The sequence below is a fragment of the Haloarcula sp. S1AR25-4 genome (genome assembly GCF_031624555.1).
Taxonomy (GTDB): Archaea; Halobacteriota; Halobacteria; order Halobacteriales; family Haloarculaceae; genus Haloarcula; species Haloarcula pellucida.
In genome coordinates this window covers 428,815-454,564 of sequence record NZ_JAMQOR010000002.1, presented here as the reverse complement: position 1 = coordinate 454,564, position 25,750 = coordinate 428,815, and the positions used below count along the sequence as shown (strand labels likewise).

Genomic DNA, 25,750 nt, shown 5'->3' with positions numbered 1-25,750 from the left:
TGTATGACCGACATCGACGCCGAAACCCTCGCCGACCGAGTCCGCGAGGGCGAGTTGCGCCTGTACGAACTCGAAGCCCACACCGACGCCGAGACGGCCGCCGCCGCCCGCCGGCGCCTGCTGGCCGAGGAGACCGGCGTAGACCTCGACGTGATCGCCGAGTACGCCTTCGACGCCGCCGACGCCGAACCGAACATCGAGAACATGATCGGCGCGGCCCAGATTCCGATGGGCGTCGTCGGCCCCCTGCCCATCGACGGCGGCGCGGCCGAGGGCGAGCACTACCTCCCGCTGGCGACTACCGAGGGCGCCCTGCTGGCCTCAGTCAACCGCGGCGTCTCGACCATCCGGAACGCCGGCGGCGCTACCGCGCGCGTCCTCAAGTCCGGGATGACTCGCGCGCCGGTGTTCCGGGTCGAAGACGTCGCCGAGGCCGGCGAGGTGTCTGCGTGGGTCCGAGAGAACGTCGACCGACTCGCCGAGGCCGCCGAGTCGACGACCAGCCACGGCGAACTACAGGACGTGACTCCCTACGTCGTCGGCGACAGCGTCTTCCTGCGTTTCTCCTACGACACGAAGGACGCGATGGGGATGAACATGGCGACCATCGCCACCGAGGCGGCCTGCGACGTGGTCGAGCGCGAGACGCCCGCGGACCTCGTGGCCCTGTCGGGGAACCTCTGTTCGGACAAAAAACCCGCCGCCATCAACGCCATCGAGGGCCGGGGCCGAACCGTCTCGGCGGACGTGCTGATTCCCCACGAACAGGTCGAAGAGCGGCTCGACACCACGTCGGCGGCCATCGTCGAGGCAAACACCCGGAAGAACCTCGTCGGGTCGGCCAAAGCCGGCGCGCTGGGCTTTAACGCCCACGCGGCCAACGTCGTCGCCGCCGCGTTCCTCGCGATGGGACAGGACGCCGCGCAGGTCGTCGAGGGGAGCAACGCCATCACGACCGTCGACGCCCGCGAGGACGGCCTCTACGCCTCCGTCACCATCGCCTCGCTGGAGGTCGGCACCGTCGGCGGCGGGACGGGCCTGCCGACCCAATCGGAAGCACTCGACGTACTGGGGTACGGTGGCGGCGGCGACCCCGCCGGGAGCAACGCCGACGCGCTGGCGGAGGTCATCGCTGCGGGTGCGCTGGCGGGCGAACTCTCGCTGCTGGCGGCGCTGTCCTCGCGACACCTCTCCTCGGCCCACGCCGAACTCGGGCGGTAACCGGACCCACCGGACGGACGACCACTTTCACTTTCACTCCGGAGGTGTGGCTCCGGTTTATCCCCCGACGCTCACAACGTCCGAAAGCGTCCGCCGGGCAGCACCCGCGGGCGCGCCACTACTATGTCCCCACCACCGACCGACGACGAGTCGACAGTATCGCTCACACATCGACTCCTCCACCTGCTGAAGTTGCTCGCGACGACGCTCGCGGCGCTGGCGGGACTGGCGAAGACGCTCGGGTGGGTCTGACGGCCCACCACCGTTTTCAGCGTCCCTGCGTGACCAGAAAGCCGACGCCGGCGACGAGGACGACGACGCCGGCGACCAGCACCGTCCCGCTCCCGAGGAACGGGCCGAGCGCCAGCAGTGCCCACGCGACGGCGAAGATACCGTGTGCGGCAGCGAACAGTCGGTGGCCCCGCCGGGCGAAGACGACGAATCCGAGCGAGAAGCCCAGCGTCAGGACGACGGCCGACAGCGCGACGACGCTCACCGAGAGGCCGCCCAGCGACACCGGGCCGACGACCGGCACGAGCAGATACAGCAAGCCCGAGAGGCCGACGAGCGACCCGACGGCGACGGGGCCGGGTTCGAGGTCCAGCGAGGAGTTCATAGCAACCGGTAGACGCCACGGGACTTCGACGCCTGCCCCGACCGGACGAGTTTGCGGAGCGTCTTCTCCGTGTAGTCGGCGGGGACGCCCCGTTCCGCGGCGTAGGCCACTACGTCGTCCTCGGTCGGACCGTCGAGTTCGCGCAGTGCCGACAGCACCGTCTCCTTGCGACTCGACCCGCTGGTCGCCCCCTGTTCGGCACGCTCGCCCGCGGCCGCCACCTCGTCGCTGTCGAGGCCCGACGCTTCGAGGTACGTCTCGTCGTCGATGCCCGACGCCTCGACCTGACGGTCCATCTCGGCGTAGGAGTCCAGTTCGGCGAAGGCGTCGCCCTCGCCCTGCCGGTTCGCGAGCATCGAGGCCCGCACCTCGCGAGCGTGGGCCTCGTCGTCCGTCTCGACGAACTTCCGCCGTTTCGCGTGCTTGCGGCGCTTCCCACAGCGGGGACACTGCGTGGTCTCCGGTCGTCCCTCCACGACCCAGAGGGCGCTACACTCGCTACACCCGACCACCGCGTACATACCGGTGCGTTGGGCCGGTTCGGGGTTGAACGTTCGGATTGTGCGCATCCGTGGATTTACGCTGTCGTCCGCCGATACCCCGCGCATGCAGGAAGTTCCACAAGCCGCGAGCGAGACGGTCGAAGTCGTCGACGGCGTTCACCTCACGCAGATGGCCGCCGGCGAGGCGATGAGCGTCCAGCACTTCCACATCGAACCCAGCGCCGTAGTACCCGAACACAGCCATCCCCACGAACAGGTGGGCTACGTGATCACGGGGACGCTCACCTTCGAGGTCGACGGCGAGGAGTTCGTCGTCGGCCCGGGCGACTCCTACGTCGTTCCCGGCGACGAGCCACACGGCGCGGAGAACCGCCGAGACGACCCAGTCAGCGGTATCGACGTGTTCAGCCCGCCCCGAACCGACCCCGACTGGCTGGACTGACGCGAGTCGACGTAAGACACTTCTCCGCACGCGGGCAACCGCCGCGTGTGTCAAGGTCACACACGCTCGCGCTCGCAGTCGCACTCCTGTTCGTGACCGCGGGGTGTCAGAGCCTCGGGACAGAGGCTGCGGACGGCCCCGAGACGGTGACCCCGGCACCCGTGCCGACGACCACCACGACGCCGGTCGGCGGGGATACGGGCGTCGACACGGGCCGCATCGCCGACCGCCACCGGGCCGCCCTCGACGGCCGGTCGTACACCATCACGGTGGCCTTCACCGTCCAGTACGACAACGGCTCGACCGGCCGCCTGCGCGACCGGTTCGTCGTCGGACCCGAGGAACGGTACCGCTGGAACCGTCGCGTCGCCGGGCCGTACCCCGAGAGGGTCCGCGACCACGCCGCGTGGCAGAGCGAGTCGGGGTCGGCCGTCCGCCGGACGCTGGAGAACGGCACCACGAGCGTCGGCCGCGGCGACGTCGTCGGTCCGAGCGACCCGTCTCTGTCGTTCTACGTCGCCCGGTTGATACGGGGGTTCGACGTCTCCGCCGAGGGGACGCCGGAGGGGCGGCGACTCTACGGCACCAGCGACGAGGCCCGGTCGGTCCCGCTCCCGTCGGGCCTGACCGACGGGCACGACAGCGCCATAAACGTCCGTATCCGCGACGGCGTTGTCACCTCTCTCGCCATCGGCTGTCGGGCCAGACTGCGCGAGACGGGGCAGCCGGTGTGGTTCCGCTTCGACTTCTTCGTCAGCGACGTCGGCGGCGCGCCACCCACGGAACCGTCGTGGGCGACGACGCCGACGGCTACGCCGGCCGCTGACCGGACCGAGACTGTGACCCCCTCGTGACCCGGCGAGCGCCGCGTTCGCCCCGGTTTCGCGATAGACGTTTGTGTCTCGGGCACCTGTACTGAACGATGCGGCTCCGCGTGCTCGTGCTGGGCTGTGCGCTCGTGCTGGCCGGCTGTAGCGGTTTTACTCCGTCGGGGAGTTCGGAGACGGTGACCCCGGCGCCGGTGCCGACCGACGGCCTTCGCTATCCGCCCGGCGTGACCGACGACGGCGTGGTGCCGTCCGCGCTGGCGAGCGCACACGCGGGGGCGCTGTCGACCGACGGGTACACGCTGACGAGCGAACAGCGGGTCTACGACGAGGACGGCGACCTCGAACGCCGGACCGACCACGTCCGCTGGGTCGCCGCCAATACCTCGACCTACCGCGGCCGGTTCCAGCAGAACGCCAGCGAGTACCGGGCCGGGTGGCGTACGACGCGGGTGGACTACTGGGCCAACCGCTCTATCGTCGCCACTCGCTACGAGAACCAGCGCGGCGAGGTGACGCTGCTCCGCTGGCCGGCCGAGAACAGCGACCTGCTCACCGACCTCACCGACCAGCAGCGACTGGAGGGAGAACTCGCGGCCGTCGAGATGCGCGTCGCGCGCCGGGAAGCCGACGGCGACGTGGTCCTCGTCGGGTCCCGCCCGCGGGACACCGACCGACTGGTGACGCCGCTGTTCGCCCGCGACGTAACGAACGTCTCCGTCCGGATGCGGGTCCGCTACGACGGGACCGTCGTCGCTCGAAGACTCAGCTACGACGCCGCCCTCAGCGGCGACCGGGTCCACATCGTCCGGGAGGTCCGAGTCACCGACGTCGGCGAGACGGCCGTCGAGCGCCCCGACTGGGTGCAGAACACGACCGTCACCCAGCGGCGATAGCGGCCGCTCGCCGGCGAGTGCGAAAGAATGTGGAGTGTTAGCGAGGGTCGCTTACGCGAGCTTCTCGACGTTCTGACGGCTTCGCCGTCAGAGTACCAGCGACTCTCTATGAGAGTCGCTCGCCGTCTTCGCGGCGACGCCGCGAAGGTCAGAGAAACTGTCCTCAGGCCAGTTTCTCTATGTTCTCGACGACCTTGTCGGCGAACTCGGAGGTGGCGAGCTTGTTGCCGCCTTCGATCTGCCGTTCGAGGTCGTAGGTGACGTCGCCGTTGGAGATGGTCTCCTCGACGGCGTCGCGGACGAGCTGGCCGGCGTCCTTCCAGCCCATGTACTCCAGCATGAGACGGCCGGAGAGAATCATCGCGGTCGGGTTGACCTTGTCCTCGCCGGCGTACTTCGGGGCGGAGCCGTGGACCGGTTCCGCGAGACAGCGGGCCTCACCGAAGTTCGCACCGGGGGCGATGCCGAGGCCGCCGATCTGTGCGCCGGCGGCGTCGGACATGTAGTCCCCGTTGAGGTTCATCGTCGCGATGACGTCGTACTCGTCCGTACGAGTGAGGAGCTGCTGGAGCATGTTGTCGGCGATGCGGTCGTTGACAACGAGGGTGCCCTCGGGCTGTTCGCCGTCGTACTCCTCCCAGAGTTCGTCCTCGGTGATGACGTCCTCGCCGTACTCCTCTTCGGCGACCTCGTAGCCCCAGTCACGGAAGGCGCCCTCGGTGAACTTCATGATGTTGCCCTTGTGGACGAGGGTGACGGAGTCACGCTCCTCTTCGAGGGCGTAGTCGATGGCCTCGCGGACCAGCCGCTTGGTGCCGAACTCGGTAATCGGCTTGACGCCGATACCGACCGGGCCGTCGTGGATGGTGCTGTCGAAGCCCATCTCCTCCTCGACGAACTCCTTGACCTCCTGCACTTCGTCGGTGCCGGCCTCCCACTCGATGCCGGCGTAGACGTCTTCGGTGTTCTCCCGGAAGGTGACCATATCCATCTTCTCGGGTTCCTTCACGGGGGACGGGACGCCGTCGAGGTGGTAGGTCGGTCGAACGTTCGCGTACAGGTCGAGCGTCTTCCGGAGCGCGACGTTCAGCGAGCGGAAGCCGGCACCGACGGGGGTCGTCAGCGGCCCCTTGATGGCGACGTTGAACTCCTTGATGGCCTCGACGGTGTCGTCGGGCAGGTTCTCGTCGTACTTCTCGCGAGCGGACTCACCGGCGTAGACGCGCATCCACGAGATGTCACGCCCGGTGGCGTTCGCGGCGGCCTCCAGCACCTTCTGGGCGGCCGGACCGACGTCGGTCCCGATACCGTCCCCGTGGATGATGGGGATGATGGGGTTCTCGGGAACGTCGAGTTCGTTGTCGTCTGTGACCTCAATCTGCTGGCCCTCTTCGGGCACCTCCACTTTCTCGTAGTCGTAGCCCATACCTCGCGCATCGATAGTCGCGCCTAAAGGACTGCCGTTTTCCCGTAGACGTGGTAACGAACGGCATTAAAAACTCAGCCGACACTACCGCAGTGCGTCGACCATCGCCTTCAGTTCCATCGGACCGTTCGTGAGGAGCGCTCGCGGGAACCGTCGCCGGGCCCCGTCGATAGCGTCTTCGAGTGCGGCGTCGGCGTCCTCGAACACCCCCGCGCCGTGGCCCAGCAGGATTCGCTCGGGGTCGAGATCCGCGAACGTCTCCCGCGGCGGGAACAGGCGACTGAACACCCGCATCGAGAGGCGTTCAGATCCGACGGTGTAGGGCCCGCCCGCGAAGAAGTCGGGGACGTACAACGTCCCGTCGGCCTCGCGGTAGGCGACAGTCTCGCGCCACGCGCGGAGTGGGTTGAGCCGTCGGAGTTCGAAGCCGGCGAGCGAATGGGTCGCCCGCTCGGTCGGGACGTCGAGACGGTCGGCGACCCGGTCTAGCCCCGTCGGCACCGTCACCGGAACGCCGTGTCGCTCGGCGAACACCGCCGCGTCTCTGGCGTGGTAGTCGGCGAGGACGGCGACGCCGGCCACCTCGCCGAGGTCGGCGTAGCAGTCGTCGACGCCGGGGGCGTCCAGCGGGTCGACCAGCCAGACGCCGCCGTCGGGGCCGCGGACCGCGTGACTCGTTCGCTGGCCGCCCTCCTCGGGGAAGGCTTGCCAGCCGACGCCGCCCTCCCACCGGTCGAGGACGCGGTACGCCTCGGCGTCGTCGCGCGCGTACATCGGCACGTCGATACGCCGCAGTGGGCCGGGGATATATTTTCCGTCTGGCGCCCGAGAGGTGTCGTATGTACGTCGTCGTCCACGGTGGCGCGGGCGGGCCGCCCGACGAACCGGCCGACCGACTGTCGACGCTCGCCGACGCCGCCGACACCGCCGCCGACGCCGAAGGGCCTCTCGATGCGGTTCTCGCGGCTGTCCGACCGCTGGAGCGCGACCCGAGGTTCAACGCCGGCGTGGGTGGGGCGGTCCAGAGCGACGGCGTCGTCCGCACCGAGGCGGGCCTCGTGACCGACGACGGGACGACTGGCGCCGCGTGTTCGATGGCCGGCGTCGCCCACGCTGCCGACGTGGCCCGCGTCGTCGCGACGGACGGAGACCGACTCGCGGCGGCCACGTCGACGGCCGGCCGGTGGTTCGCGCTCGCCGGTCGGGTCGGCGACGTGCCCCAGATCGGCGCCGGGTTCTACGCCGACGGGCGCGGCGGTGCGAGCGCCACCGGCGAGGGGGAGGCCATCGCCCGTTTCGGTCTCGCGCGGCGGGCGGTCGACCTGTTGGAGACGTTCGGCCCGCGGCAGGCCGCCGAGGAAGCCCTCGCGGAGTTCGAGCGTGCGACCGACGGACAAGCGGGCGTCGTCGTCCTCGACCACGCCGGCCACGTCGGCAGCGAGTACAACACCGCCGCGATGCAGACGTCTCGGGCCGGGCCGGACTGACATCCGGCCCGCGGTCCGTCGCTGCGGGACCGACTATCCGCCGGCGGTCGATTGGCTGCCGGCCAACGACAAACGCTTTCACGCACAGCGCCCAACGCCGGGGCATGAGCGACGTGGACTTCGAGTCCGAGCAGTACGAGAAGTGTCGCGAGGCCGGCGAGATCCTCGCGCAGGTGCGCGACGAGGCCGCAGAACGCGTCGAGGTGGGGGCGTCCCACCTCGAAGTCGCCGAGTGGGCCGAGGAGGAGATTCGGGAGCTGGGCGGCGAACCCGCCTTCCCGGTCAACATCTCCATCGACGAGGAGGCCGCTCACGCGACGCCAGAGCGCGACGACGAGACCACCTTCGGCGAAGAGATGGTGAATCTGGACATCGGTGTCCACGTCGACGGGTGGCTGGCCGACACCGCCGTCACCGTCGACCTCTCGGGCCACGACGAACTGGCGGCGGCCTCCGCCGAGGCGCTAGACGCCGCACTGGAGGTCGCCGGTCCCGGCGTCGACGTCGGCGAGATCGGTGCGGCCGTAGAGCGGGTCATCGAGGGGTACGGTTTCAACCCAGTGGTCAACCTCACGGGCCACGGTCTCGGCCACTGGGAACAGCACACCGCGCCGAACATCCCCAACCGCGAAGTCTCGCAGGGGGCGACGCTCCAGCCCGGCGACGTCGTCGCTATCGAACCGTTCGCGACGGACGGCCGCGGGAAGGTCCAGGAAGGGTCCGACGAGGAGATCTTCGCGCTCGAACGCGAGGGGAGTGTGCGTGACCGGAACGCTCGGCAGGTCTTAGAACAGATCACCGAGGAGTTCAAGACGCTCCCGTTCGCCGCCCGCTGGCTGGACTCCCCGCGGGCGAAGATGGCGCTGCGCCGCCTGAAACAGCAGAACATCGTCCACGGCTATCCGGTCCTCAAAGAACGGGAAGGAACGTTCGTCAGCCAGAAGGAACACACCGTCATCGTCACCGACGACGGCGTCGAAGTGACCACGCGCTAACGGTACGGACGTCTTTTGCTGCGGCGTCAGTACGGGCGGTGTCGCCGCCACCGAAAAGGAAGCACTGGCCACGTAATCGGGGCCGCGCGGCGGGGGAACCGTGGACGGATGCGGATGGAACTCGTCCGGGATGGCCTATGCGTTGTTCATGCGCGTGCTTGTCGTCTCACCGCAGACCAGACACTCGCTGACCCGATACGGTTCGCGCGAGAACTCCGCGTTCTCGCGTTTGGTGCTCTCGGTCTGTATCTGGAGACTGACTTCGTGCGGTGTCTCTCGCCCACAGTTCGAACACGACTCTGACATATCGACGCCGTCGTTTGTGGTCGCCATCCCGTCTCTCCCTTCCCCCAAGAACCGCATAAAAACCCCCTTTCGTTGGACTCCGTTCACACCGTTTATCGCAAGACGTGGCCGGTTTTCGTAAACCGCTGCCAGAGACGGCTGTAGACGATTCAAAAGCGACTCTCCGAACTTGAACGGGGTATTTACCTCGTGAACGGCCGACAGATTTAAATACTGAGTTTGGCTCCGTTCGAAGTCGTTTAGGTCGGGGGGCCGAACGGTGGCTGTATGGACTCTGTGTTCGCGCCGTGGCGCATCGACTGGGTCGAACGCGAGAACGAGAACCCCGACGCCGACTGCGTGTTCTGTGCGTTTCGGGAGGGCGACGCCGACCGGGAGAACAACGTCGTCGCGCGGAGCGACCACGCCTTCGTCCTCCTGAACAACTACCCGTACAACCCGGGTCACGTGATGGTCGTGCCCCACGACCACACCGGCGAGTACGGCGAGTTAGACGACGAGACGCTGTTAGACCACGCCCACCTGAAACAGCGCTGTTTCGACGCGCTGGAGGCGGGGCTGGGGCCCGACGCCTACAACGCCGGCCTGAACCTCGGCGGGTCCGCGGCCGGCGGGTCCATCGACGACCACCTCCACACCCACGTCGTCCCGCGCTGGGAGGGCGACACCAACTTCATGCCCGTCGTCAGCGACACGAAGGTCATCGTCGAGGCCGTCGAAGACACCTACGACCGCCTCCACGACGCCTTCGCCGCCCAGGACGACACCACCGTCACAGACCCCGACGCCGCTGTGCGTATCGACGCGCCTCCAAAGCGGCTTTAGCCTCCCCCCGTTAGTTCCGAGTAGATGTCGCGCCGTGCCACTCTCAGGCGGGTCGGCCTCCTCGTCCTCGGCGTGAACCTCGCGCTGGTGGTGCTGAAAGGCGGGGTCTGGCTGACCACCGGGAGCCTCGCCGTCCAGTCGGAGGCGGTCAACAGCGCCGCAGACACGGCCTACTCGCTGGTCATCGTCGCGGGCCTCTATCTCACCACCCAGCCACCGGACTTCGAACACCCCCACGGCCACGAGCGCATCGAACCGTTCGTCTCGCTGTTCGTCGCCGCCGGCATCTTCGCCGCCGGCGGCGTCGTCCTCTGGCAGGCCGGCCGCGCCCTGCTGACCGGCAACGTCGCGGTGACACAGGGGCCCGTCGCCGTCGGCGTCCTCGCGCTCTCGGGGGCCGCGAAGTACGGTCTCTATCGCTACTGTCTGGCCGTCGGGCGGGACAGCAACTCCCCGGCGCTGGTCGCGACGGCGAAGGACAACCGCAACGACATCCTCACGGCGGGGGCCGCACTCGTCGGGGTCCTCGGCGCCACCGCCGGCTATCCGCTCGCGGACCCCCTCGCCGCTATCGTCGTCGCCGTCGGCATCCTCTACACCGGCGTCGAAGTCGTCAGGGACAACGTCGCCTATCTGGTGGGGGCCGCACCGCCCGAGGACCTCCGCCGGGAGATTCTCGAACGCGCGCTCGACCACCCGCAGGTGCAGGGGGCCCACGACGTCATCGCCCACTACGTCGGCCCGGAAATTGACGTGAGTCTCCACATCGAGGTGGAGGGCGACCTGACGCTGACCGAGGCCCACGACATCGAGACGGCGGTCATCCAGTCCGTACAGGAACTGCCCGAAGTCGACGACGTGTTCGTCCACGTCGACCCGAAGGAACTCGGCGAGTGGAAAGACGACGACGAGGTCGAACGGTTGGCGGACTTAGAGTGAGCGCTCGTGTCGTGACGCTCTCGAACCCCGGGAAACCATGTCGCAACCGCGATCGGCACCCGTGTCGGTTTCCCTCCCCGGACCGTAGTGCCAGACAGCATGGCACACATGACAGCAGAGATGAGCGACGGGACCGAAATAAAAGAAGTCCTCGAAGTCGTCGAGGGATCCAACGGCGTGCATCTGAAAAAAGCGGTTCAGGGGGGCGACATCGAGCGTGTGGCCTACATCCCCTATCGGAACCTCACGTACGTATACTACGACCAGTAGCCGTCGCGGCGCGTCGGTGGGTCGGGGCGTCTGACCCACCGATAGGCTGCCTCAGTCCGCCAGCGCCGCCCGCTCGATCGGTTCGCCGAACGCGTACACCGTGTTGTGGCTCGTAATCTCGACGTCGACGAACTCGCCGACTTCCAGTCCGCGCTCCTCGGCGTCGGCGACGACGACCTGCCGGTAGGCCTCGTCGTAGCCAACCAGCGACTCGTCGGTGCCGTCCTCTACGAGCAACACGGAGGACGTACGGCCGACCATGTCCTCGTAGGCTTGCCCCGTCGTCTCCATCTTCAACTCGGTCATCGCCTTCGAGCGGTCCTTCTTCGTCTGGCCGCCCAGTCCCTTCATGTCGGCTGCGTCGGTGCCGGGCCGCTTCGAGAAGCGCGTGACGTTGATCTTCTCGGGGCGGGTCTCCCGGAGGAGGGCCATCGACTGCTCGTGGTCCTCGGGGTCCTCGGTCGGGAACCCGACGATGAAATCCGTCGAGAGCGTCCAGTACTCCAAGGCGTCGTCGAACGCCTCGACGACCTCCAGATACTCGGAGACGGCGTGTTGCCGGCGCATGTCTGCCAGCACGTCGTCGGACCCGGACTGGACCGGCGCGTGGATGAAGTTGTACAGTTCGTCGTGCTCGGCGAACACCGCGGCCAGTTCCTCGCGGACGCCGTGGAGGCCCTTCGGGTTCGCCATGCCGACCCGAACCCGAAACTCGCCGTCTATCTCGGTGCAGATGCGGTCGAGCAGTTCGGGAAGCAGGCTCGTCCCCTGATTGGTGTCCCAGCCGTAGACGCCGGTGTCCTGTCCCGTGATGCGAAGCTCCTTCGCGCCGGCGTGGACGAGCGCGCGAGCCTTCTCGACGTTCTCGGAGACGGGAGGCGAGTCGATGCGGCCGGTGGCCTGCTTCGTGATGCAGTACGAGCAGTCGCTCATACAGCCGCGGGCGATGGGGAGGATGCCGACGACGCCGTTCAGCACTGTCTCGGTGTCGGGCGTGACCGTCGGACACTCCCCGTTGAGGACGTGTTGGGGCACGTCGTCCCAGTGAAGCACCTCGGCGTCGACGTCCGCGTCGTGGAATTCCTCACCCTGTGCGAGGGCCATACAACCCGTGACGACGAGATCTGCGGGGGTCTCCTCGTCCAGTTCTTTGGCCCGCTGGAGCATGTTGCGCTCGGTCTTCTCCAGCACCGTGCAGGTGTTGAGGATGGCCACGTCCGCCGACTCGGGACCGTCGGCGGGGTGGTGGCCGCCCTCGCGGAGCGCTTGCTCTATCTGCTGGGTTTCACCTCGGTTGGAGGTGCACCCGTACGTCTCGATGTGATAGCGGGCCATTCGTCCTAGCGATACGGCTTGCCGGCCAAAAGCGCGACGGATTCGTCCGGCCCGTCGGAACGGCAATGGTCAGATCGACAGTCTGGAACTGTCCCATAGCCGTACGGACTCCGGTCAGCGACCGATTGCGCATAGTACTATATGTGTGTGTGCAGTGACGTTTACCTGTATGCGTGTCCGGCATCTCAGAACGGGGGGATCGCCGGTTACCGTGACCGACCGGGACGTCGCCGGTGCGGCGCCGCTCTCGCCCGACGGTCGGGGGGCCGACACGACGCGCGGTCTCGGTGAGTGGCGCGGCTATCCGGCGGGTCCGGTCGTCGCCTGCACCGACGGCGCCGGGGACGGTTTCGGCGAGGACCCCGACCGCTACCGCCTCCTCTGTGAACAGGTCCATCGCTACGGCGTGTTCGTCCTCGACAGCGACGGGCGGGTCACCGAGTGGGGCGACGGTGCCGGGCGGCTACTGGGCTACGACGGCGACGGGGCGCTCGGCGAACCGTTCGCGGCGTTCTACACCGACGGGGACGTGACGGCGGACCACCCCGAAGCGCTACTCGACCGGGCCGAGACGGAGGGCGAGGTCGTCGACGAGGGATGGTTGGTCCGGGCCGACGACTCCCGCTTTTGGGGGCGACTCGCCGTCGTCGCGCTCCAGTCGGACGGTGAACCGGCAGGCTACGGCGTCGTCACGACGGACCTCTCAGCGGCACCGGACAAACTCCGGTCGTACGAGACGCTGACCGAAGCGCCCGTCCAACTGGTCGGACTGGCCGAACCGGACGGGACGCTCGTCGAGGCGAACAAGACGGCACTGGCGTTCGCCGGCGTCGAACGGGAAGACGTCGTCGGCACACCGCTCTGGGAGACCCACTGGTGGTCCCACTCCGAGACCGCCCGCGAGCGCCTGCGGGATGCCGTCGAGACGGCCGCCACGGGTGAGTTCGTCCGCTACGAGGCGACGGTGGTGGGTGCGGACGGCGAAGAGATAACGGTCGACTTCTCGCTGACTCCCGTCACGGACGACGACGGGCGGGTCGTGGCACTGGTCCCCGAGGGCCGGGACGTGACCGAACGCAAACGAGTGGAGGCGGAACTGCGAGAGCGCAACCGGATGTTCTCGACGCTCGTCGCCAACCTGCCCGGCATGGCCTACCGCTGTGAGAACGAGGTCGGGTGGCCGATGTCGTTCGTCAGCGCCGGGTGTGCGGACCTCACGGGCTATGACCCACCGGAGATAGAGTCTGGACACGTGAGTTGGGGCGAGGACGTCATCCACCCCGACGACCGGGAGCGGGTCTGGAACGAGGTGCAGGCGGCCATAGACGAACGCGACCCGTTCACACTCACTTACCAGATACGCCGCGCCGACGGCACCGAGCGGTGGGTCTGGGAGCAAGGCGAGGGCGTCTTCGAGGACGACGAACTGGTCGCCATCGAGGGGTTCATCACCGACATCACCGACCGCAAGGAGCGCCAGCGCCGCCTCGAAGCAGTGTTCGACCAGACCTACCAGTTCACTGGACTGTTGGACCCGGACGGAACCGTCCTCGAAGCCAACGAGACGGCGCTGGACTTTGGCGGTCTGGACCGGGACGACGTCGTCGGGAAACCCGTCTGGGAGACGGCGTGGTTCCAGACGAACGGCGACATCCGGAAACGGGTTCGAGCGGACGTCCAGCGGGCGGCCGACGGGGAGTTCGTCCGCCACGAACTGGACGTACAGGGGACCGACCGCGTGGCGACTATCGACTTCTCTATCCGTCCCATCACCGACGAACGGGGCGACGTGGAACTGCTCGTCCCCGAAGGCCGTGACATCACCGAGCGGACGCGTCGGGAGTCCCAACTGGAGACGCTCAACGAAGTGTCACGGGAGTTGACCGAAGCGGCGTCAGAGCAGGCCGTCTGTGACATCGCCGTCAGGGCGGCGCGTGAGACGCTTGGACTCGAACTGGCTGCCGTCGAACTCTACGACCCCGAACGGAACCGTCTGGTCCCACGTGCCCGGACTGACGCCGTCGCCGAACTGGTCGGCGACGCGTCGCTGTTCGAACCGGAGGACGGCGAGTCCTGGCAGGTGTTCGTCCAGAGCGAAGTGACCGTCCACGAAGACATCGAGTTCCGGGCCGACGTCTCCGGCCCGGGGACCCCACTCGACAGTGCTATCGTTCTCCCGCTCGGCCAGCACGGGGTGTTCATCACCGGCGAGACGACCCCCGAATCGTTCGCCGACGCGGACGTCGACCTCGCCAGAGTGCTCGCGGCCCACGTCGAGACGGCGCTTGACCGAGTCGACCGCGAGGCCTCGCTCCGGGAGCACACGACGACGCTCGAAACGAAGACCGAGCGCCTGACCCGGATGGAGCGGGTCAACGGGGTGTTACGCGACGTCACGAGCGCGCTCGTCGACGCGGACTCTCGGGAGGAGATAGAGACGGTCGCCTGTGAGACGCTCGCGGCGACCGGCCCCTATCAGTTCGCGTGGTTCGGGGCGCGTGACCCCGTCAGCGACGAGGTTCAGCCGACATCGTGGGCAGGTGACGAGTCGGGATACCTAGACGCCATCACGGTCGCCGTCGGGGGAGCGGAACCGGCCGGTCGTGCTGTCGGCGAACACACCACACAGGTCGCATCGCCCGCCCGTTCCGACCCACCGTTCGACCCGTGGGAACAGGCAGCGCTGGAGCGTGACTACCACACCGTCGTCTCGGTACCGGTGAGCTACGAAGGCGCACTGTACGGCGCGCTGACCGTCTACGGAAGTGATCCGGCCCACCTCGACGACGTCGAGCAGTCGGTCCTCGCGGAACTGGGCGATACGGTGGGCCACGCCATCAACGCCGTCGAGCGCAAGACGACCCTGATGAGCAACCGACGGGTCGAACTGGAGTTCAGCATCGAGAACCCGGACACGGCGCTGTTTCGGTGTGTGAAGGCGGTCGACGGCGAGTTCGAATTCGAGGGCGTCGTCGCGGAGGGGAGCGGCCCGCTCCGGGTGTTCGTCACACTCGAGGCCGTCGACCCCGACGAAGTCCGCGAGTCCGCGGCGGAGACGCCGGGGGTCGGCGAGGTCAGACACGTCGCCAGCGACGACTCCGAGAGCCTCTTTGAGTGTTCGGTCGTCGGTGAGAGCATCGTCGGCGCCGTCTTCGACCACGGCGGTACAGTGCAGTCGCTCACCAGCGACGGCAAGACGGGCCGTCTCGTCGTCGAACTGGCCGCCGACCGTGACGTCAGAGAGTTCACCGAGATGTTCGAGACGGCCTTCGAGGGCGCGACGTTGCTCGCTCGACGCGAACGCGACTGGCCGGTACAGACGGCGACGGAGTTCCGATCCGAACTCCTCGATCGGTTCACCGACAAACAGCGAGAGGCGGTCGAGACGGCCTACCTGAGTGGGTTTTTCGAGTGGCCCCGCGAGAACACGGGCGAGGAGGTGGCGGCGGCCCTCGGCGTCTCACAGCCGACGTTCAACCGCCATCTGCGGGCGAGTCAGCACAAACTGCTGACGCTGCTGCTGGACGAGTGAGCGCGGTTTCAGTGTATAGTGGGTGTCGACGCGGCGGCCCTATCCACGTACCGACGTCCGTTTTCCCTCTGTAGGACTGGCGTGTATACACGCCGACAGTTGGACCGTGCGATAGACGCCGCCCCGATTTCACTACTGTATGGCCGGTGACCACCCCGAAGACACGACGACAGCGACGGACCAGCCCCGTATCTGTACCAGTTGCGGTGCCGGAATCGACACCACGGAGTGGTACCCGGTGGTCGCAGACCCGGAGGAGGGCTACCGTATCTACGCGTTCTGCGATGAGACCTGTCGCGAGCGCTGGCGGCAGGAGACTGGTGAGTGACCGTGCCCGCTACTGACTCTCTCGGCGTCGCCTCCGAGACTGACGTGAACGGGTCGGAACGCCCGAATCTAAATGTATAGTGTGTCCCGGTCCACGAGGCGTGTCCATGTAGCAGTCATCTCTATCCTCGCATAGTGCGTCCGCTGACTCGATGAGTCAGCGCGAGACACGAGACCAGCACGTCGAACGGACCGTCGACGACGTCTCCTCGACAGAGCAGTTGACACAGACGATCGTCGGTGCCGTCGTCGAGACGACGGGGACACGCCCCACGGACGTCGATTCGCTGTTGTACGATGTCGTCGAACCGGACGCACTCTCGAGCGTGCTCGCGGCGTCTACGAACGGCCACGTCGCGTTCGTCTACGAGGACTGCGGTGTCTCCATCTCTAGTGACGGCACGGTCCTCGTGGTCCCCGACCCGGCGTGTGTCGGTCACGCCGGCGGGACGCTCCTCGGCGTCACAGAGCCACCATGACCGGTGAATTCGAACCGCAGCGAGAGTTGTCTAGGGCCCCGGTCGACGACCGGTACACAGCGCTTCGGGTCGACGACGAACTCCTCATCTACGACCACGAGGAGGACGGCGCGTGGATACAGTCGACCGAGACCTGCGAACTGCGGGCGTGAGCGGCCTACTCCGGTCGCTGGTCGCGCCACTCGGAGACGATGACGTCCCCGCTGGAGGCCCCGATGCGTTCGGCCCCGGCGTCGAACAGCGCCGTCGCGTCCTCGTAGGACCCCACGCCCCCGCTGGCTTTCACCGGGAGGTACTGGCTCAGAATCTCCACGTCGTGGACGGTGGCACCGCCCTCGCAGAACCCCGTCGCCGTCTTGAGGTAGGCGGCGTCGGCGTCGGCGACCAGTCGACCGACGCGGTGGAGTTCCTCGTCGGTCAGCAGCGGTGCCTCGACGATGACCTTCACGGGGACGGGAACGGCGGCGACGACTTCGGTGAGGTGGTCACGGACGGCGTCGTCCTCGCCGGCTTTCAGCAAACCGACGTTACAGACCACGTCGAGTTCGTCGGCGCCGTCGTCCCACGCGCGCTTGGCCGCGTGACAGACCGTGTCGGTGCTTCCCTGTCCGTGCGGGAAGTCGACGACCGTCGCCAGCGGGACGTTCGCGTAGTCGCTCGCGAGTGAGAGGTAACACGGCGGGATACAGGCCCGCATCCCGTACTCCAGTGCGTCCTCCAGACACGCTCGCACGTCGTCGGGCGTCGTCGTCGGTCCGAGGACGGTGTGTTCCACCCGGTCGGGAAGGTCGTCCATACCGGGTCCAGAGGCGGCGAGCACCTAAACGTCCCGACGACGCGACGCGAGGCCGGAACCTTTTCGGCGTGCCGGGTCGGCGTGCAGATATGGTATTGCCTACGGGGTTCGGACTGCCGCCGGTGCCGTATCTGGCGGCGCTCGCGGGTGGGACGCTGGTGGTGTCGGCTCTGTTGGTCGCGCTGGACCCGCCGATAGACCAGCGGATCGTCGTGGCGCTGGCTCCGTGGATGGCGATCGGCGGGACGCTCCACGCACTCGGCCAACCCCCGATCGAGGTGTACGACCCGGTCCTCAGACCGTTGTTCGGGACGCCGTCGGTGTATTTCACGACGTACGTCACGCTGGGGACGGTGTGGGTCCTCCTCTCGCTGTTCGGCGTCCGGCGGGGCCACGACGAGACTGTCTCGCGGAACCTCGGGCTGACCGGCACGGGCATCCTGACGGTGTTGCTGGTGCTCGCGGCTATCACGGCGCTTCGCTCGGAACTGCTGGCACTCGTCTGGCCCACCGTGGCCGTGGTCGGCGCTGTCGTCCTCTCGGCGATAACGCTGTTGCTCGTCGCACTCTGGCGGACGCCGATAATCGTCCGTACGCGGTACGCCGCGCCCGTCGTCGTGTTCGCCCACGCCTTCGACGGCGTGTCGACGGCCATCGGGACGGACGTCATCGGCGTCGGCGAGCGCTCGCCGGTGCCCCGTGCCATCATGGACTTCGCCGGGACGCTCCCGACGGCCCCTCTCATCGGTGAGGGGTGGCTGTTCGCGCTGGTGAAACTCGTCGTCGCTGTGGCCGTCGTCGTCCTCATGCACCAGTATCTGGAGGACGAACCCGCCGAGGGAAGCCTCCTACTGGCGTTCATCGCCGCCGTCGGCCTCGGTCCGGCGACGAACAACGTCGTGCTGTTCCTCTTTACTCCGGTGTAGGTTCCAAACGCTCATTGTGCCCCCCAGCGAGGTGTCGGATATGTTGTCGTTCTCGCTCGGCCAGTGGGGGCTCATCTGCGTGCTTTCCGGCGTCTTCGCGGCGGTTCTGCTGAACATCCCGATGTACGTCCAACCGGAGGGATACCTTCCGGCGTACGTCGCCGCCGGGGGACTGACCGCTGTCGACCCGGCCGATGTGAGTACTCCACTCGCAGTGGCCGTCCACCACGTCACCGGCACCGCCGCGGCGCTGCTGTACGGGGCTCTCGTCTACGCCTTGGCGGCGATACTGCCGGCCGGACTCTCGCTCGCCGGCGTTCCGGCGATTCCGCATCTGCTGGGGGCCGTCGGTGTCACGCTGTTCGTCTACTACTTCTTCGAGCGCGTGGCGATGCCCCGCGCCGGCGGGAGTCTCAGTGGCCGGCGAGACGACGTCGTCCAGCAGTGGGCGCTCTCGTCGTTCATCTACGGGACGACGCTGGCGCTCGTCGTCCCGGTGTTCGTCACGCAACTCTGACTCAGCCGTACTGTTTCGAGAGGTTGCGGTACATCACACCGAACAGGAACGCCGCCGCCAGCGCGCCGAACGGGAGCGCGTACACCCACGGCACGTCCGCGCCGGTGCCGGTCCGCTGGGCGAAGACGGCGACGAACCCGAGGCCGAACCCGGCGACGGCCGAGACGACCGCCGGCCAGCGCATCCGCCTGTCGAACGGCGAGAAGTCGTCACTCATACCCACACCGTTGCCCTGCCCCTACCTCATTGTTCCGACGAATCCCCGGCGTTCTTACTGGGTCGGGTCGAACGACCGCCATGGCGAAACAACCCCATCTGCTGGTCGAACCGGGCGATCTGAACGACGTGGCGCTCCTGCCGGGCGACCCCGGCCGCGTCGACCGCATCGCCGGCCACTGCGACGACCACGAGGTGGTCGCCGAGAACCGCGAGTACAAGGTCGTCAACGCCACCTACGAGGGCACCGACCTGACGATCTGTTCGACGGGCATCGGGTCGCCGTCGGCGGCTATCGCCGTCGAGGAACTGGCCGCCGTCGGCGTCGAGACGTTCCTCCGCGTCGGCACCACGGGGGCGCTCCAGTCCGGCATCGAAATCGGCGACATGGTCGTCGCCACCGGCGCCGCCAAGGACGAGGGGACGACCGACCGCTACGAGGCCACGGCAGTCCCGGCCGTCCCGGACTACGACGCCCTGTCGGCGCTGGTGGACGCGGCCGAAGCCAACGGCGAAGACGTCCACGTCGGCCCAATCGCCACGGACGACGCCTTCTACGCCGAGACCGACGCGTACGTCGAGAACTGGGAAGCCGCCGGCTTGCTGGCCGTCGAGATGGAGGCCGCCGCCATCTTCTCGCTGGCCCGACGGAAGGGACTGGCCGCCGGCGCAATCTGTACCGTCGACGGCAATCTCGTCGAAGGGACCCAGAAGGGGACGACCGACGCCGAGGAACTCCCCGAGAAGGCCAAGAACAACGTCGAACGCGCCATCGAAATCTCGCTGACCGCCGCCACGTCGCTCTGAGGCGGCGACCGCTGGCATCCCCACGTCGCCCGGCGGTGAACTTACGGCCTCGTCGTGTGACTGTGTAGATATGCTCGACCAGTTGGCCCGGCGAGTCCGGACGCTGCTTTCGCGTGCCCGGCGGGTCGAGCGTCGGGAACTGCGAGAGTTCCGCCGCTGGGCCGAGACGACGAACCGCGTCGTCCACCTCTCGATGCTCGTGTTCGTCCCGTTGCTCATCGCCGTCGTGACGACACTGGCCAACGCCGTCCCGCAGCTGACGTTCCTGCTGTTCCCGCCGCTGGCGTCGGGCACCTACACGCTGTTCGTCGACCCGACGGCGAAGTACTCCGACCCGAAGCGGTTCGTCGTCGGTCTCACCATCGGTGCCGTCTGTGGCCTCGGCGCGCTCAACGTGTCGAGCGCCGTCCTCGCGCCACCCACTGGCCAGTTCGCGGTCAGCGCCACCGCCGCCGGCCTCGCGGTGCTTGCCACCGGTCTCGTGACGTGGCCGCTGGACATCGAGGAACCGTCGTCGTACTCGACGGCGTTGCTGGCGTTGCTGGTCCAACCGAACCAGCAACTCGCCTTCGTCGGGAGCATCTCCCTCGCGAGTGCGCTGGTCGCCAGCGTCTTCGTCGTCTGGCGGGCCCGGTTCTACGACCGGCGGGCGACGTATCTCTACGGGTCGACGACCGGCGACGACCACGTGCTGGTGCCGATGCGCGGCGAGACTGCGGGCCGGACGGCGATGCTCGGCGCTCGTCTCGCGGCCGCACACGAGGCCAGCAAGGTCGTCTTGCTCGACATGGTCTCCGATTCGGAGGCCGCGGCGACGGAGCGGGAACTGCTGCAGGACACCGTCAAACTGGACATGTTCTCCGAAACGGACACCGACGTATCGGGCACGGGGCGAACCGAGTTGGCCGGCCGTATCGCCGGGGACGGCGGTGACGCCGTCGACGCACAGACGACAGAGGCCGCCGACTTCGACGCACATGTCGACTGGCTCGAAACCCACGCCGCCCGAATCGAGACGCGGACCGGCGTCCCGTGTCAGGTCGTCGTCGCCATCGACGACGGCAACCCGGCGGCGACGACGCTCCAAACGGCCGCCGAGACCAACTGCGACCTCGTCGTCGCGCCCTACGAGAGCGAACACGGGGCACTGTCGCCGTACCTCCGACGCCTGTTCCGGGGGAACACTGACGTACTCGTCCACCGCTCGCGTGCCGAGCGGTCCCACTGGAAGCGGGTGCTAGTGCCGGTTCGCCGCACCAGCGACGTGGCCCACAACATGGTCGACTTTGCGACCCGACTGGCGGGCAAGAGCGGTCACGTCGCCGTCGCGACCTGTATCGACGAACACCAGAACCGCCGCCCTGCCGAAGAGATGCTCGCCGACCTCGTCGAACCGTTCGACGGCGCCATCGAGACGCGCGTCTCCCGTGCCGGCATCAACGAGTTTCTGGAGACGAGCGGGACCCAGTACGACCTCGTCATGATTGGGGCCAGTCGGGACCGGAGTGCGGCGTCGCGGTTCGTCTCACCGCCGACGTTCGAGCGGTTGGACGACGTCGATACCGACGTGGCTATCGTCGACCGGAGCCACTAGATGTCGGCGTCGTCCTCGCGTTCGATGTCCAGCAGGTGGTCGGCGATGTTCTCCATCCCTTCGCGACCCAGCGCCGACTGGACGAGGAGGTGGCCGCCGATGAGCGCGGGGCTGATGACCGTACTCGCGCCCGCCCGACGGAGTTTCTCGATGTTCTCTCGCTCCGTCGCGGCGGCGACGATGTTCAGGTCCGGATTGAGCGAGTGGGCTGTCAGAATCGCCAGCGCGTCCTGTGCGTCGTCGTTCGTGGCCGCGACGGCCGCCCGCGCGTCTTCGATGCCGGCCCGCCGGAGCGGTTCCTCGTCGCTCGGGTCGGCGGTCAGCACCGCGATGTCCCGTTGCTGGAGGCGGGCCGCCGTCTCCGAGTCCGGCGTGATGACGACGAAATCCGTCGCGTCGACGAGTTCTTCGAGTATCGGTTCCGTCAGGTCGCCGTAGCCCAGAACCACCACGTGGTTCTCGAGCAAGTCGAGTTGTGCGTCAGTCATGTTCCCGAGTACCTCCGCGAAGCGCTTTTCGAGTGCCGGGCCGAGCAGGGACCCCAGCGCGATGGCGAAACTGGCCGTCCCCAGCACGACGACGGACATGCCGAACAGCGTCGCCCGCTCGCTCACCGGCGTCACGTCACCGTAGCCGACGGTGCTGGCCGTGACGAGCGTGTAGTAGAACGCGTCGGTGAGCGTCTCGACGTTGACGAACTCCTCGCGGAGCGCCCACGTCCCGACGGTGCCGTACACCTGCGCGCCCAGCAGGGCCGCCCCCGCCGCGAGTTGCGTCGTCGAGAGGTCCAGTTTCCGGTCGAACCGCCGGCGGTTCAACAGCACCGTCGGTAGCGACACCAGCGAGAGGACGACCAGCGGCAGGGAGAGCGGCGAGGACTGCACCACGCCCTGCAGCGCCGAAACTGGGAGCAACACGACGGTAACGTACCACGCGATACGCAGGCGGCGGCGGAGGCCGAGGACGCTCAGGAGCAGCGAGAAGCCGGTCAGCGCACCCGTGAAACCGGCGGCCTGCTGCAGGCTCTCGGGGACGGTGGTGCCGAGTATTCCACTGATGGGGGCGGTGATGTTGGCGACGCCCGTCGCGAACGACAGCACGGCTACCAGCGTCGGAAGGAGTATCGTCGCCCGCGTCCCCAACCACTCCCGCGACCAGTCCATATCACCCCTGTGTCGATGGGGTGGTGTAAATGTACTGTCCCACCACCTCCGGGACGAGGCCGGGTGAACCGTCGGAAGCGATTTACCACCGGCCGCGCAGGATGGGGACATGGCTTCGCTCCCCATCGAGATTCTCCTGGGCATCTATCTTGGCCTGCTGGTCGGGGTCATCCCGGCGCTGGCGTCGTGGGCGCTCGGCTTCGGGTTCAAGTACTTCACTGGCGTCACCCTCCCCGGATTCGCCGTCGCCGTCCTCGCGATCGCGCTGGCAGGGGTCAGCGGCGGGTTGCTGGCGCTTGCCGACGAGTCCATCACGCAGGCGCCCAACGCCGAGCGAATCATCACTGCCATCGTCCTCGTCGGGATGGTGTCGATGTACGCCCACAGCAAGGGCGACCAGATGGGGGCGACGTTCCCGAAGCGACTTTCGTTTCAGGGCCTCCGGGACAGGACGCTCTCGGCCGACGTGGTAGAGCGGTTCGGCGGGCGCGACGAGGTCCGTATCCGCGTCGTCGGCGAAGTCGCCGACATGGAGGGGTACCCACCGCTGTCGGAACCGCTCCGGGCCGATATTCGGGGCGGCGAGTGGACGTTTCCCGCCGACCTCCGTATCGGCGAACTCGAAGCGGAGATGGAGCGGCGACTGAAGACGGAGTTCGACCTCGGCGACGTGGCGGTGACCATCGACGAACAGGGGCGGGCCACCGTCGTCGCCGCGCCGCCGTTTTCGGGACTCTCGAAACGCGTCACCGACGGGCGACACGCCGTCTCCGTCGATGCACTGCTCCCGACCGGACTGGCGCGAAACGACGAAGTGACGGTGCTCACGACGGACGCACAGGTCAGAGGGACCGTCGTCAGTGCCCGGTCGAAGGGGTCCGAAACGTCGGTCGAGACGCCCGACGACCCGGAGCTAGCCGACGACACCGAGGCGCCGCCGGCACCGGTCGGGGCGCCGACGACTGACGGCGGCGAGGGACGCCTGACTATCGCGGTCAACCGGACGGACGTCCAGCCACTCCTCCGAAGCGAGTCGGCGAAGGTGGTCGTCGAGCCACGGGGCACCCGGCGGGAGTACGAACTCGTCTCGCTGTTGCGACGGGCAGGCAACCGGTTCCGTCGACTCACGGTCCGCGACGACGGCGCTCTCGACGGGACGACGCTCGGAGAGGCGCGGGTCCGAGAGACGTACGGCGTCGCCGTCGTCGCCGTCCGCGAACAGGGTGGGTGGCGACTCGCGCCGCGGGGGGAGACGACCATCGAGGCGGGCGAGGAACTGTACGCCGTCGGGCCACACGACGACCTCGACGCCTTCGAGGAGGCGGTCGCATGACGCCCGCGACACCGTTGCAGGGGGGAGTGGTACTGCAGAGTGGCTTGCGAACGGACGATCCGCTCGTTCTCGGTGCACAGTTGCTCGGCCTCGGCATCGCCGCCGCGTCGGCCGCCGGGATGGTCGCGATGGGGTACCGGTGGTACGTCCGCGAACGCGTGCCGACTGGCCTCGGCGTCCTCTTCGGACTGAGCGCGGTCGCGCTGTACCTCGGGACGACGGGCTCACTCGGCGACGTCATTCTCGGGAAGGAACAGGTCCTCGCGTCCAGCGATGTCCTGCCGAACCTCGCGGCCTTCGCCGTCGGCGGGGCCGCCGCGTTGACCGGGACGAAGGTCGGTGACCGCCTCGGGACGGACCTCTTTGCCGCGACCGGTGGGCGCGACGTCGACGCCGACGTGAGCGAAATCGTCCAGACCGTCGGGCGAGTCACCTCGGTCCACCTCCCCGAGGAGATTGCCGACATCGTGGGTTACGACCCGATGCCCGACGCCACGAAGGCGCAACTCGCCGAACGCCGGTTCCTCTTTCCCCGTCGGTTGACGAAGGGGGAACTGCGAGACAGACTCGTCACGCGACTCAAGACGGACTACGGCGTCGGCCACGTCGACGTCGAGTTCGGCGACGACGGCGACGTCTCCTATCTCGCCGTCGGGTCACGGGCCGCCGGTATCGGGCCGACCCTGCCGCCGTCGACGAACGCCGTCGCCGTGCGGGCCGACCCCGCACACGCCGCCAGTTCGGGCGACCTCGTGCAGGTCTGGGCGGACGACCCGCCAAAGCGCGTGCTCACCGGCGAACTCCGTGGTATCGCCGACGAGGTGGTGACCGTCGCCATCGACGCGGCCGACACCCCGAAACTCGACCCGGCGGAGACGTACAAGTTGGTCACGCTCCCGGTACAGGACCGACCGGACCGGGAGTTCGCCTCGCTCCTCCGCGCCGCAGACGAGACGATGGGCACCGTCACTGTCGAGGCGGGGAGCGACCTCGTCGGAACGACGGTTGGGAGTCTCGGCGTGACCGTCGCGGCCATCACCCGCGACGACGCGAGTCCGGAGACGATTCCCTCCAGGGACCGCGTGCTGGCGGCCGGCGACGTGATCTACGCCATCGCCACCCCCGACGGCCTCCGACGTGTCGAGACGGCCGGGACGGCAGAGACAGAACCCCGAGTGAGCGACGCAGCAGACGAACCACCGACCGACGACGCGCAGACGGCCGCCCCCGACCCCGACGAGGAGCGCGCGGACGCCGACCCCGACTCGGCGGTCGACACCGACGACGCGCAGACGGCCGCTGGGACCGACTCTGCGGAGGTGCCCGTCGAGACTGACTCCGACTCGTCCGATGCCGACGACGAGCGTGACGACAGCGCGCTTCTGGAGGACGGCACGTCGGCGGACGCGGAGTCGGTGGCCCAGTCGCACACAGACGCCGACGACACTATCCCGGTGTGGGACCCCGACGAACAGGTCGACGCGGCCGATATCTCCGGCACGGACGACTCGGACGGCGACGCGGCGAGAGACGACGCCGAACCCGCGGATGCCGAAGCGACTGGCAGCGACGAACGGGGCGACACGGCCGCGGGCGACGACGAGTTGGCCGACGACAGCGACGACACCGACCGCGGTGGCACCTGACCGGTCGCAACGCTCTTAGTCACGGCCGGCCCCGATTCGAGTATGGAGTGGAAACTGTTCGCGCATCTGCGGACTGCGGCCGACGGCGGGACCGTCCGCGTCGACGTGGCGGAGGGTGCGACAGTCGAGACGGCACTGGACGCGTTGCTAGCCGAGCGACCGGCGCTGGCCGAGGACCTCCTCGAAGACGGTGAACTGGCCGACCACGTCCGCCTCCTCGTCGACGGCGAGGACCCGTTCGCGGACGGCGACGGCCTCGCGACGACGGTGGACTCGGAGTCGGAACTGGCGCTGTTTCCGCCGGTCAGCGGCGGCTAATCGGCGGT

At 68.1% G+C, this 25,750-nt stretch carries 30 protein-coding genes; 21 read left to right on the top strand and 9 right to left on the bottom strand.

What is annotated here, in order from left to right; all coding sequences use genetic code 11:
* The first annotated feature begins 3 nt into the window (after positions 1-3).
* Positions 4-1,221 (top strand): hydroxymethylglutaryl-CoA reductase (NADPH), encoded by a 1,218-nt coding sequence (gene hmgA / locus NDI85_RS11010; protein ID WP_310915779.1) that lies wholly within the window; start codon positions 4-6, stop codon positions 1,219-1,221.
* 123 nt (positions 1,222-1,344) lie between these two features.
* A complete protein-coding gene (locus tag NDI85_RS11005) occupies positions 1,345-1,473 on the top strand; it encodes a hypothetical protein (RefSeq protein ID WP_255491950.1) in 129 nt (42 codons plus the stop codon).
* 16 nt (positions 1,474-1,489) lie between these two features.
* Here NDI85_RS11005 and NDI85_RS11000 read toward each other — a convergent pair whose 3' ends face one another.
* On the bottom strand, positions 1,490-1,837 hold the full coding sequence (locus NDI85_RS11000) for a hypothetical protein (protein ID WP_310915778.1): 348 nt from the start codon (positions 1,835-1,837) through the stop codon (positions 1,490-1,492).
* Positions 1,834-2,358, bottom strand: coding sequence for a DUF5817 domain-containing protein (locus tag NDI85_RS10995; protein WP_188996638.1), 525 nt, complete (start codon positions 2,356-2,358; stop codon positions 1,834-1,836). Before NDI85_RS10995 ends, NDI85_RS11000 begins: the two co-directional genes overlap by 4 nt.
* Positions 2,359-2,443: 85 nt before the next feature.
* Between NDI85_RS10995 and NDI85_RS10990 the strand changes: the two genes are divergently transcribed.
* The 3 genes from NDI85_RS10990 (at position 2,444) to NDI85_RS10980 (ending at position 4,505) form a co-directional block, all read left to right on the top strand.
* Entirely contained in the window at positions 2,444-2,782 is a 339-nt protein-coding gene (locus NDI85_RS10990; RefSeq protein WP_310915777.1) for a cupin domain-containing protein, read from the top strand.
* 47 nt (positions 2,783-2,829) lie between these two features.
* Positions 2,830-3,636 (top strand): hypothetical protein, encoded by an 807-nt coding sequence (locus tag NDI85_RS10985; protein ID WP_310915776.1) that lies wholly within the window; start codon positions 2,830-2,832, stop codon positions 3,634-3,636.
* Between the two features lie 68 nt (positions 3,637-3,704).
* The gene (locus NDI85_RS10980; RefSeq protein WP_310915775.1) at positions 3,705-4,505 is read left to right on the top strand and encodes a hypothetical protein; all 801 of its coding nucleotides are present in this window, start codon (positions 3,705-3,707) and stop codon (positions 4,503-4,505) included.
* A gap of 163 nt (positions 4,506-4,668) precedes the next feature.
* Here NDI85_RS10980 and icd read toward each other — a convergent pair whose 3' ends face one another.
* Entirely contained in the window at positions 4,669-5,931 is a 1,263-nt protein-coding gene (gene icd, locus NDI85_RS10975) for an isocitrate dehydrogenase (NADP(+)) (RefSeq protein WP_188996645.1), read from the bottom strand.
* Between the two features lie 84 nt (positions 5,932-6,015).
* Positions 6,016-6,705, bottom strand: coding sequence for a hypothetical protein (locus NDI85_RS10970; protein WP_244995539.1), 690 nt, complete (start codon positions 6,703-6,705; stop codon positions 6,016-6,018).
* 65 nt (positions 6,706-6,770) lie between these two features.
* Between NDI85_RS10970 and NDI85_RS10965 the strand changes: the two genes are divergently transcribed.
* On the top strand, positions 6,771-7,418 hold the full coding sequence (locus tag NDI85_RS10965) for an isoaspartyl peptidase/L-asparaginase (RefSeq protein ID WP_310915774.1): 648 nt from the start codon (positions 6,771-6,773) through the stop codon (positions 7,416-7,418).
* Between the two features lie 104 nt (positions 7,419-7,522).
* The gene (gene map / locus NDI85_RS10960) at positions 7,523-8,413 is read left to right on the top strand and encodes a type II methionyl aminopeptidase (protein WP_188996651.1); all 891 of its coding nucleotides are present in this window, start codon (positions 7,523-7,525) and stop codon (positions 8,411-8,413) included.
* A gap of 135 nt (positions 8,414-8,548) precedes the next feature.
* On the opposite strand, the gene NDI85_RS10955 is transcribed toward map, so the two are convergent.
* Positions 8,549-8,746 (bottom strand): hypothetical protein, encoded by a 198-nt coding sequence (locus NDI85_RS10955; protein ID WP_188996653.1) that lies wholly within the window; start codon positions 8,744-8,746, stop codon positions 8,549-8,551.
* A 240-nt stretch (positions 8,747-8,986) separates the two neighbouring features.
* Here NDI85_RS10955 and NDI85_RS10950 point away from each other — a divergent pair, with 240 nt between their 5' ends.
* The 3 genes from NDI85_RS10950 to NDI85_RS10940 all read left to right on the top strand — a co-directional run bounded on the left by NDI85_RS10950 (position 8,987) and on the right by NDI85_RS10940 (position 10,753).
* Positions 8,987-9,544 (top strand): HIT domain-containing protein, encoded by a 558-nt coding sequence (locus NDI85_RS10950; RefSeq protein ID WP_188996655.1) that lies wholly within the window; start codon positions 8,987-8,989, stop codon positions 9,542-9,544.
* A 24-nt stretch (positions 9,545-9,568) separates the two neighbouring features.
* Positions 9,569-10,483 carry a cation diffusion facilitator family transporter gene (locus NDI85_RS10945; RefSeq protein WP_310915773.1) on the top strand — a complete coding sequence of 305 codons (915 nt, stop codon included), beginning with the start codon at positions 9,569-9,571 and terminating at the stop codon, positions 10,481-10,483.
* Between the two features lie 99 nt (positions 10,484-10,582).
* Positions 10,583-10,753 carry a hypothetical protein gene (locus tag NDI85_RS10940; protein WP_188996659.1) on the top strand — a complete coding sequence of 57 codons (171 nt, stop codon included), beginning with the start codon at positions 10,583-10,585 and terminating at the stop codon, positions 10,751-10,753.
* A 51-nt stretch (positions 10,754-10,804) separates the two neighbouring features.
* Here NDI85_RS10940 and NDI85_RS10935 read toward each other — a convergent pair whose 3' ends face one another.
* Positions 10,805-12,088, bottom strand: coding sequence for a tRNA (N(6)-L-threonylcarbamoyladenosine(37)-C(2))-methylthiotransferase (locus NDI85_RS10935; RefSeq protein WP_310915772.1), 1,284 nt, complete (start codon positions 12,086-12,088; stop codon positions 10,805-10,807).
* A 211-nt stretch (positions 12,089-12,299) separates the two neighbouring features.
* Between NDI85_RS10935 and NDI85_RS10930 the strand changes: the two genes are divergently transcribed.
* From NDI85_RS10930 to NDI85_RS10915, 4 genes are all read left to right on the top strand, one after another.
* Positions 12,300-15,620 carry a PAS domain S-box protein gene (locus tag NDI85_RS10930; RefSeq protein WP_310915771.1) on the top strand — a complete coding sequence of 1,107 codons (3,321 nt, stop codon included), beginning with the start codon at positions 12,300-12,302 and terminating at the stop codon, positions 15,618-15,620.
* 139 nt (positions 15,621-15,759) lie between these two features.
* On the top strand, positions 15,760-15,948 hold the full coding sequence (locus NDI85_RS10925) for a hypothetical protein (protein ID WP_188996664.1): 189 nt from the start codon (positions 15,760-15,762) through the stop codon (positions 15,946-15,948).
* A gap of 151 nt (positions 15,949-16,099) precedes the next feature.
* Positions 16,100-16,426 (top strand): HalOD1 output domain-containing protein, encoded by a 327-nt coding sequence (locus tag NDI85_RS10920; protein WP_310915770.1) that lies wholly within the window; start codon positions 16,100-16,102, stop codon positions 16,424-16,426.
* Positions 16,423-16,578: a hypothetical protein gene (locus NDI85_RS10915; RefSeq protein ID WP_310915769.1), complete on the top strand. Its 156-nt coding sequence runs from the start codon at positions 16,423-16,425 to the stop codon at positions 16,576-16,578. Before NDI85_RS10920 ends, NDI85_RS10915 begins: the two co-directional genes overlap by 4 nt.
* A 5-nt stretch (positions 16,579-16,583) precedes the next feature.
* Here the strand turns inward: NDI85_RS10915 and deoC are convergent, their stop codons facing one another.
* Complete coding sequence (deoC, locus tag NDI85_RS10910) at positions 16,584-17,222, bottom strand: deoxyribose-phosphate aldolase (RefSeq protein ID WP_188996671.1); 639 nt, start codon at positions 17,220-17,222, stop codon at positions 16,584-16,586.
* 89 nt (positions 17,223-17,311) lie between these two features.
* On the opposite strand from deoC, the gene NDI85_RS10905 reads away from it, so the two are divergent.
* Positions 17,312-18,148 carry a DUF63 family protein gene (locus NDI85_RS10905; protein ID WP_188996673.1) on the top strand — a complete coding sequence of 279 codons (837 nt, stop codon included), beginning with the start codon at positions 17,312-17,314 and terminating at the stop codon, positions 18,146-18,148.
* 40 nt (positions 18,149-18,188) lie between these two features.
* Entirely contained in the window at positions 18,189-18,665 is a 477-nt protein-coding gene (locus NDI85_RS10900; protein ID WP_188996675.1) for a hypothetical protein, read from the top strand.
* A gap of 1 nt (position 18,666) precedes the next feature.
* Here NDI85_RS10900 and NDI85_RS10895 read toward each other — a convergent pair whose 3' ends face one another.
* Complete coding sequence (locus NDI85_RS10895; RefSeq protein ID WP_188996677.1) at positions 18,667-18,882, bottom strand: hypothetical protein; 216 nt, start codon at positions 18,880-18,882, stop codon at positions 18,667-18,669.
* Positions 18,883-18,962: 80 nt separating this feature from the next.
* Between NDI85_RS10895 and NDI85_RS10890 the strand changes: the two genes are divergently transcribed.
* The gene (locus NDI85_RS10890) at positions 18,963-19,688 is read left to right on the top strand and encodes a nucleoside phosphorylase (protein ID WP_188996679.1); all 726 of its coding nucleotides are present in this window, start codon (positions 18,963-18,965) and stop codon (positions 19,686-19,688) included.
* Between the two features lie 70 nt (positions 19,689-19,758).
* Positions 19,759-21,282 carry an HPP family protein gene (locus NDI85_RS10885; protein WP_310915768.1) on the top strand — a complete coding sequence of 508 codons (1,524 nt, stop codon included), beginning with the start codon at positions 19,759-19,761 and terminating at the stop codon, positions 21,280-21,282.
* Here the strand turns inward: NDI85_RS10885 and NDI85_RS10880 are convergent.
* On the bottom strand, positions 21,279-22,445 hold the full coding sequence (locus tag NDI85_RS10880; RefSeq protein WP_188996683.1) for an NAD-binding protein: 1,167 nt from the start codon (positions 22,443-22,445) through the stop codon (positions 21,279-21,281). The genes NDI85_RS10885 and NDI85_RS10880 overlap by 4 nt on opposite strands.
* Before the next feature lie 109 nt (positions 22,446-22,554).
* On the opposite strand from NDI85_RS10880, the gene NDI85_RS10875 reads away from it, so the two are divergent.
* Genes NDI85_RS10875 through NDI85_RS10865 form a run of 3 tightly spaced genes read left to right on the top strand, consistent with a single transcriptional unit; the run spans position 22,555 to position 25,742 of the window.
* Positions 22,555-23,778, top strand: coding sequence for a potassium channel family protein (locus tag NDI85_RS10875; protein WP_188996685.1), 1,224 nt, complete (start codon positions 22,555-22,557; stop codon positions 23,776-23,778).
* Positions 23,775-25,424, top strand: coding sequence for a TrkA C-terminal domain-containing protein (locus NDI85_RS10870; protein ID WP_310915767.1), 1,650 nt, complete (start codon positions 23,775-23,777; stop codon positions 25,422-25,424). Before NDI85_RS10875 ends, NDI85_RS10870 begins: the two co-directional genes overlap by 4 nt.
* Before the next feature lie 42 nt (positions 25,425-25,466).
* The gene (locus NDI85_RS10865; RefSeq protein WP_166972116.1) at positions 25,467-25,742 is read left to right on the top strand and encodes a ubiquitin-like small modifier protein 1; all 276 of its coding nucleotides are present in this window, start codon (positions 25,467-25,469) and stop codon (positions 25,740-25,742) included.
* The last annotated feature ends 8 nt before the right edge of the window (positions 25,743-25,750 follow it).

What these genes read in the sequence shown, in the direction of transcription:
- NDI85_RS10865 (WP_166972116.1), top strand. Translation starts at nt 25,467, where the DNA reads ATGGAGTGGAAACTGTTCGCGCATCTGCGGACTGCGGCCGACGGCGGG.
- NDI85_RS10995 (WP_188996638.1), bottom strand. Translation starts at nt 2,358, where the DNA reads ATGTACGCGGTGGTCGGGTGTAGCGAGTGTAGCGCCCTCTGGGTCGTG.
- NDI85_RS10895 (WP_188996677.1), bottom strand. Translation starts at nt 18,882, where the DNA reads ATGAGTGACGACTTCTCGCCGTTCGACAGGCGGATGCGCTGGCCGGCG.
- NDI85_RS10885 (WP_310915768.1), top strand. Translation starts at nt 19,759, where the DNA reads ATGCTCGACCAGTTGGCCCGGCGAGTCCGGACGCTGCTTTCGCGTGCC.
- icd (WP_188996645.1), bottom strand. Translation starts at nt 5,931, where the DNA reads ATGGGCTACGACTACGAGAAAGTGGAGGTGCCCGAAGAGGGCCAGCAG.
- deoC (WP_188996671.1), bottom strand. Translation starts at nt 17,222, where the DNA reads ATGGACGACCTTCCCGACCGGGTGGAACACACCGTCCTCGGACCGACG.
- NDI85_RS10945 (WP_310915773.1), top strand. Translation starts at nt 9,569, where the DNA reads ATGTCGCGCCGTGCCACTCTCAGGCGGGTCGGCCTCCTCGTCCTCGGC.
- NDI85_RS10880 (WP_188996683.1), bottom strand. Translation starts at nt 22,445, where the DNA reads ATGGACTGGTCGCGGGAGTGGTTGGGGACGCGGGCGACGATACTCCTT.
- NDI85_RS10905 (WP_188996673.1), top strand. Translation starts at nt 17,312, where the DNA reads ATGGTATTGCCTACGGGGTTCGGACTGCCGCCGGTGCCGTATCTGGCG.
- NDI85_RS10875 (WP_188996685.1), top strand. Translation starts at nt 22,555, where the DNA reads ATGGCTTCGCTCCCCATCGAGATTCTCCTGGGCATCTATCTTGGCCTG.
- NDI85_RS10915 (WP_310915769.1), top strand. Translation starts at nt 16,423, where the DNA reads ATGACCGGTGAATTCGAACCGCAGCGAGAGTTGTCTAGGGCCCCGGTC.
- NDI85_RS10950 (WP_188996655.1), top strand. Translation starts at nt 8,987, where the DNA reads ATGGACTCTGTGTTCGCGCCGTGGCGCATCGACTGGGTCGAACGCGAG.
- NDI85_RS10920 (WP_310915770.1), top strand. Translation starts at nt 16,100, where the DNA reads ATGAGTCAGCGCGAGACACGAGACCAGCACGTCGAACGGACCGTCGAC.
- NDI85_RS10935 (WP_310915772.1), bottom strand. Translation starts at nt 12,088, where the DNA reads ATGGCCCGCTATCACATCGAGACGTACGGGTGCACCTCCAACCGAGGT.
- map (WP_188996651.1), top strand. Translation starts at nt 7,523, where the DNA reads ATGAGCGACGTGGACTTCGAGTCCGAGCAGTACGAGAAGTGTCGCGAG.
- NDI85_RS10980 (WP_310915775.1), top strand. Translation starts at nt 3,705, where the DNA reads ATGCGGCTCCGCGTGCTCGTGCTGGGCTGTGCGCTCGTGCTGGCCGGC.
- NDI85_RS10965 (WP_310915774.1), top strand. Translation starts at nt 6,771, where the DNA reads ATGTACGTCGTCGTCCACGGTGGCGCGGGCGGGCCGCCCGACGAACCG.
- NDI85_RS10900 (WP_188996675.1), top strand. Translation starts at nt 18,189, where the DNA reads ATGTTGTCGTTCTCGCTCGGCCAGTGGGGGCTCATCTGCGTGCTTTCC.
- NDI85_RS10925 (WP_188996664.1), top strand. Translation starts at nt 15,760, where the DNA reads ATGGCCGGTGACCACCCCGAAGACACGACGACAGCGACGGACCAGCCC.
- NDI85_RS10955 (WP_188996653.1), bottom strand. Translation starts at nt 8,746, where the DNA reads ATGGCGACCACAAACGACGGCGTCGATATGTCAGAGTCGTGTTCGAAC.
- NDI85_RS10870 (WP_310915767.1), top strand. Translation starts at nt 23,775, where the DNA reads ATGACGCCCGCGACACCGTTGCAGGGGGGAGTGGTACTGCAGAGTGGC.
- NDI85_RS11005 (WP_255491950.1), top strand. Translation starts at nt 1,345, where the DNA reads ATGTCCCCACCACCGACCGACGACGAGTCGACAGTATCGCTCACACAT.
- hmgA (WP_310915779.1), top strand. Translation starts at nt 4, where the DNA reads ATGACCGACATCGACGCCGAAACCCTCGCCGACCGAGTCCGCGAGGGC.
- NDI85_RS10890 (WP_188996679.1), top strand. Translation starts at nt 18,963, where the DNA reads ATGGCGAAACAACCCCATCTGCTGGTCGAACCGGGCGATCTGAACGAC.
- NDI85_RS11000 (WP_310915778.1), bottom strand. Translation starts at nt 1,837, where the DNA reads ATGAACTCCTCGCTGGACCTCGAACCCGGCCCCGTCGCCGTCGGGTCG.
- NDI85_RS10970 (WP_244995539.1), bottom strand. Translation starts at nt 6,705, where the DNA reads ATGTACGCGCGCGACGACGCCGAGGCGTACCGCGTCCTCGACCGGTGG.
- NDI85_RS10940 (WP_188996659.1), top strand. Translation starts at nt 10,583, where the DNA reads ATGGCACACATGACAGCAGAGATGAGCGACGGGACCGAAATAAAAGAA.
- NDI85_RS10990 (WP_310915777.1), top strand. Translation starts at nt 2,444, where the DNA reads ATGCAGGAAGTTCCACAAGCCGCGAGCGAGACGGTCGAAGTCGTCGAC.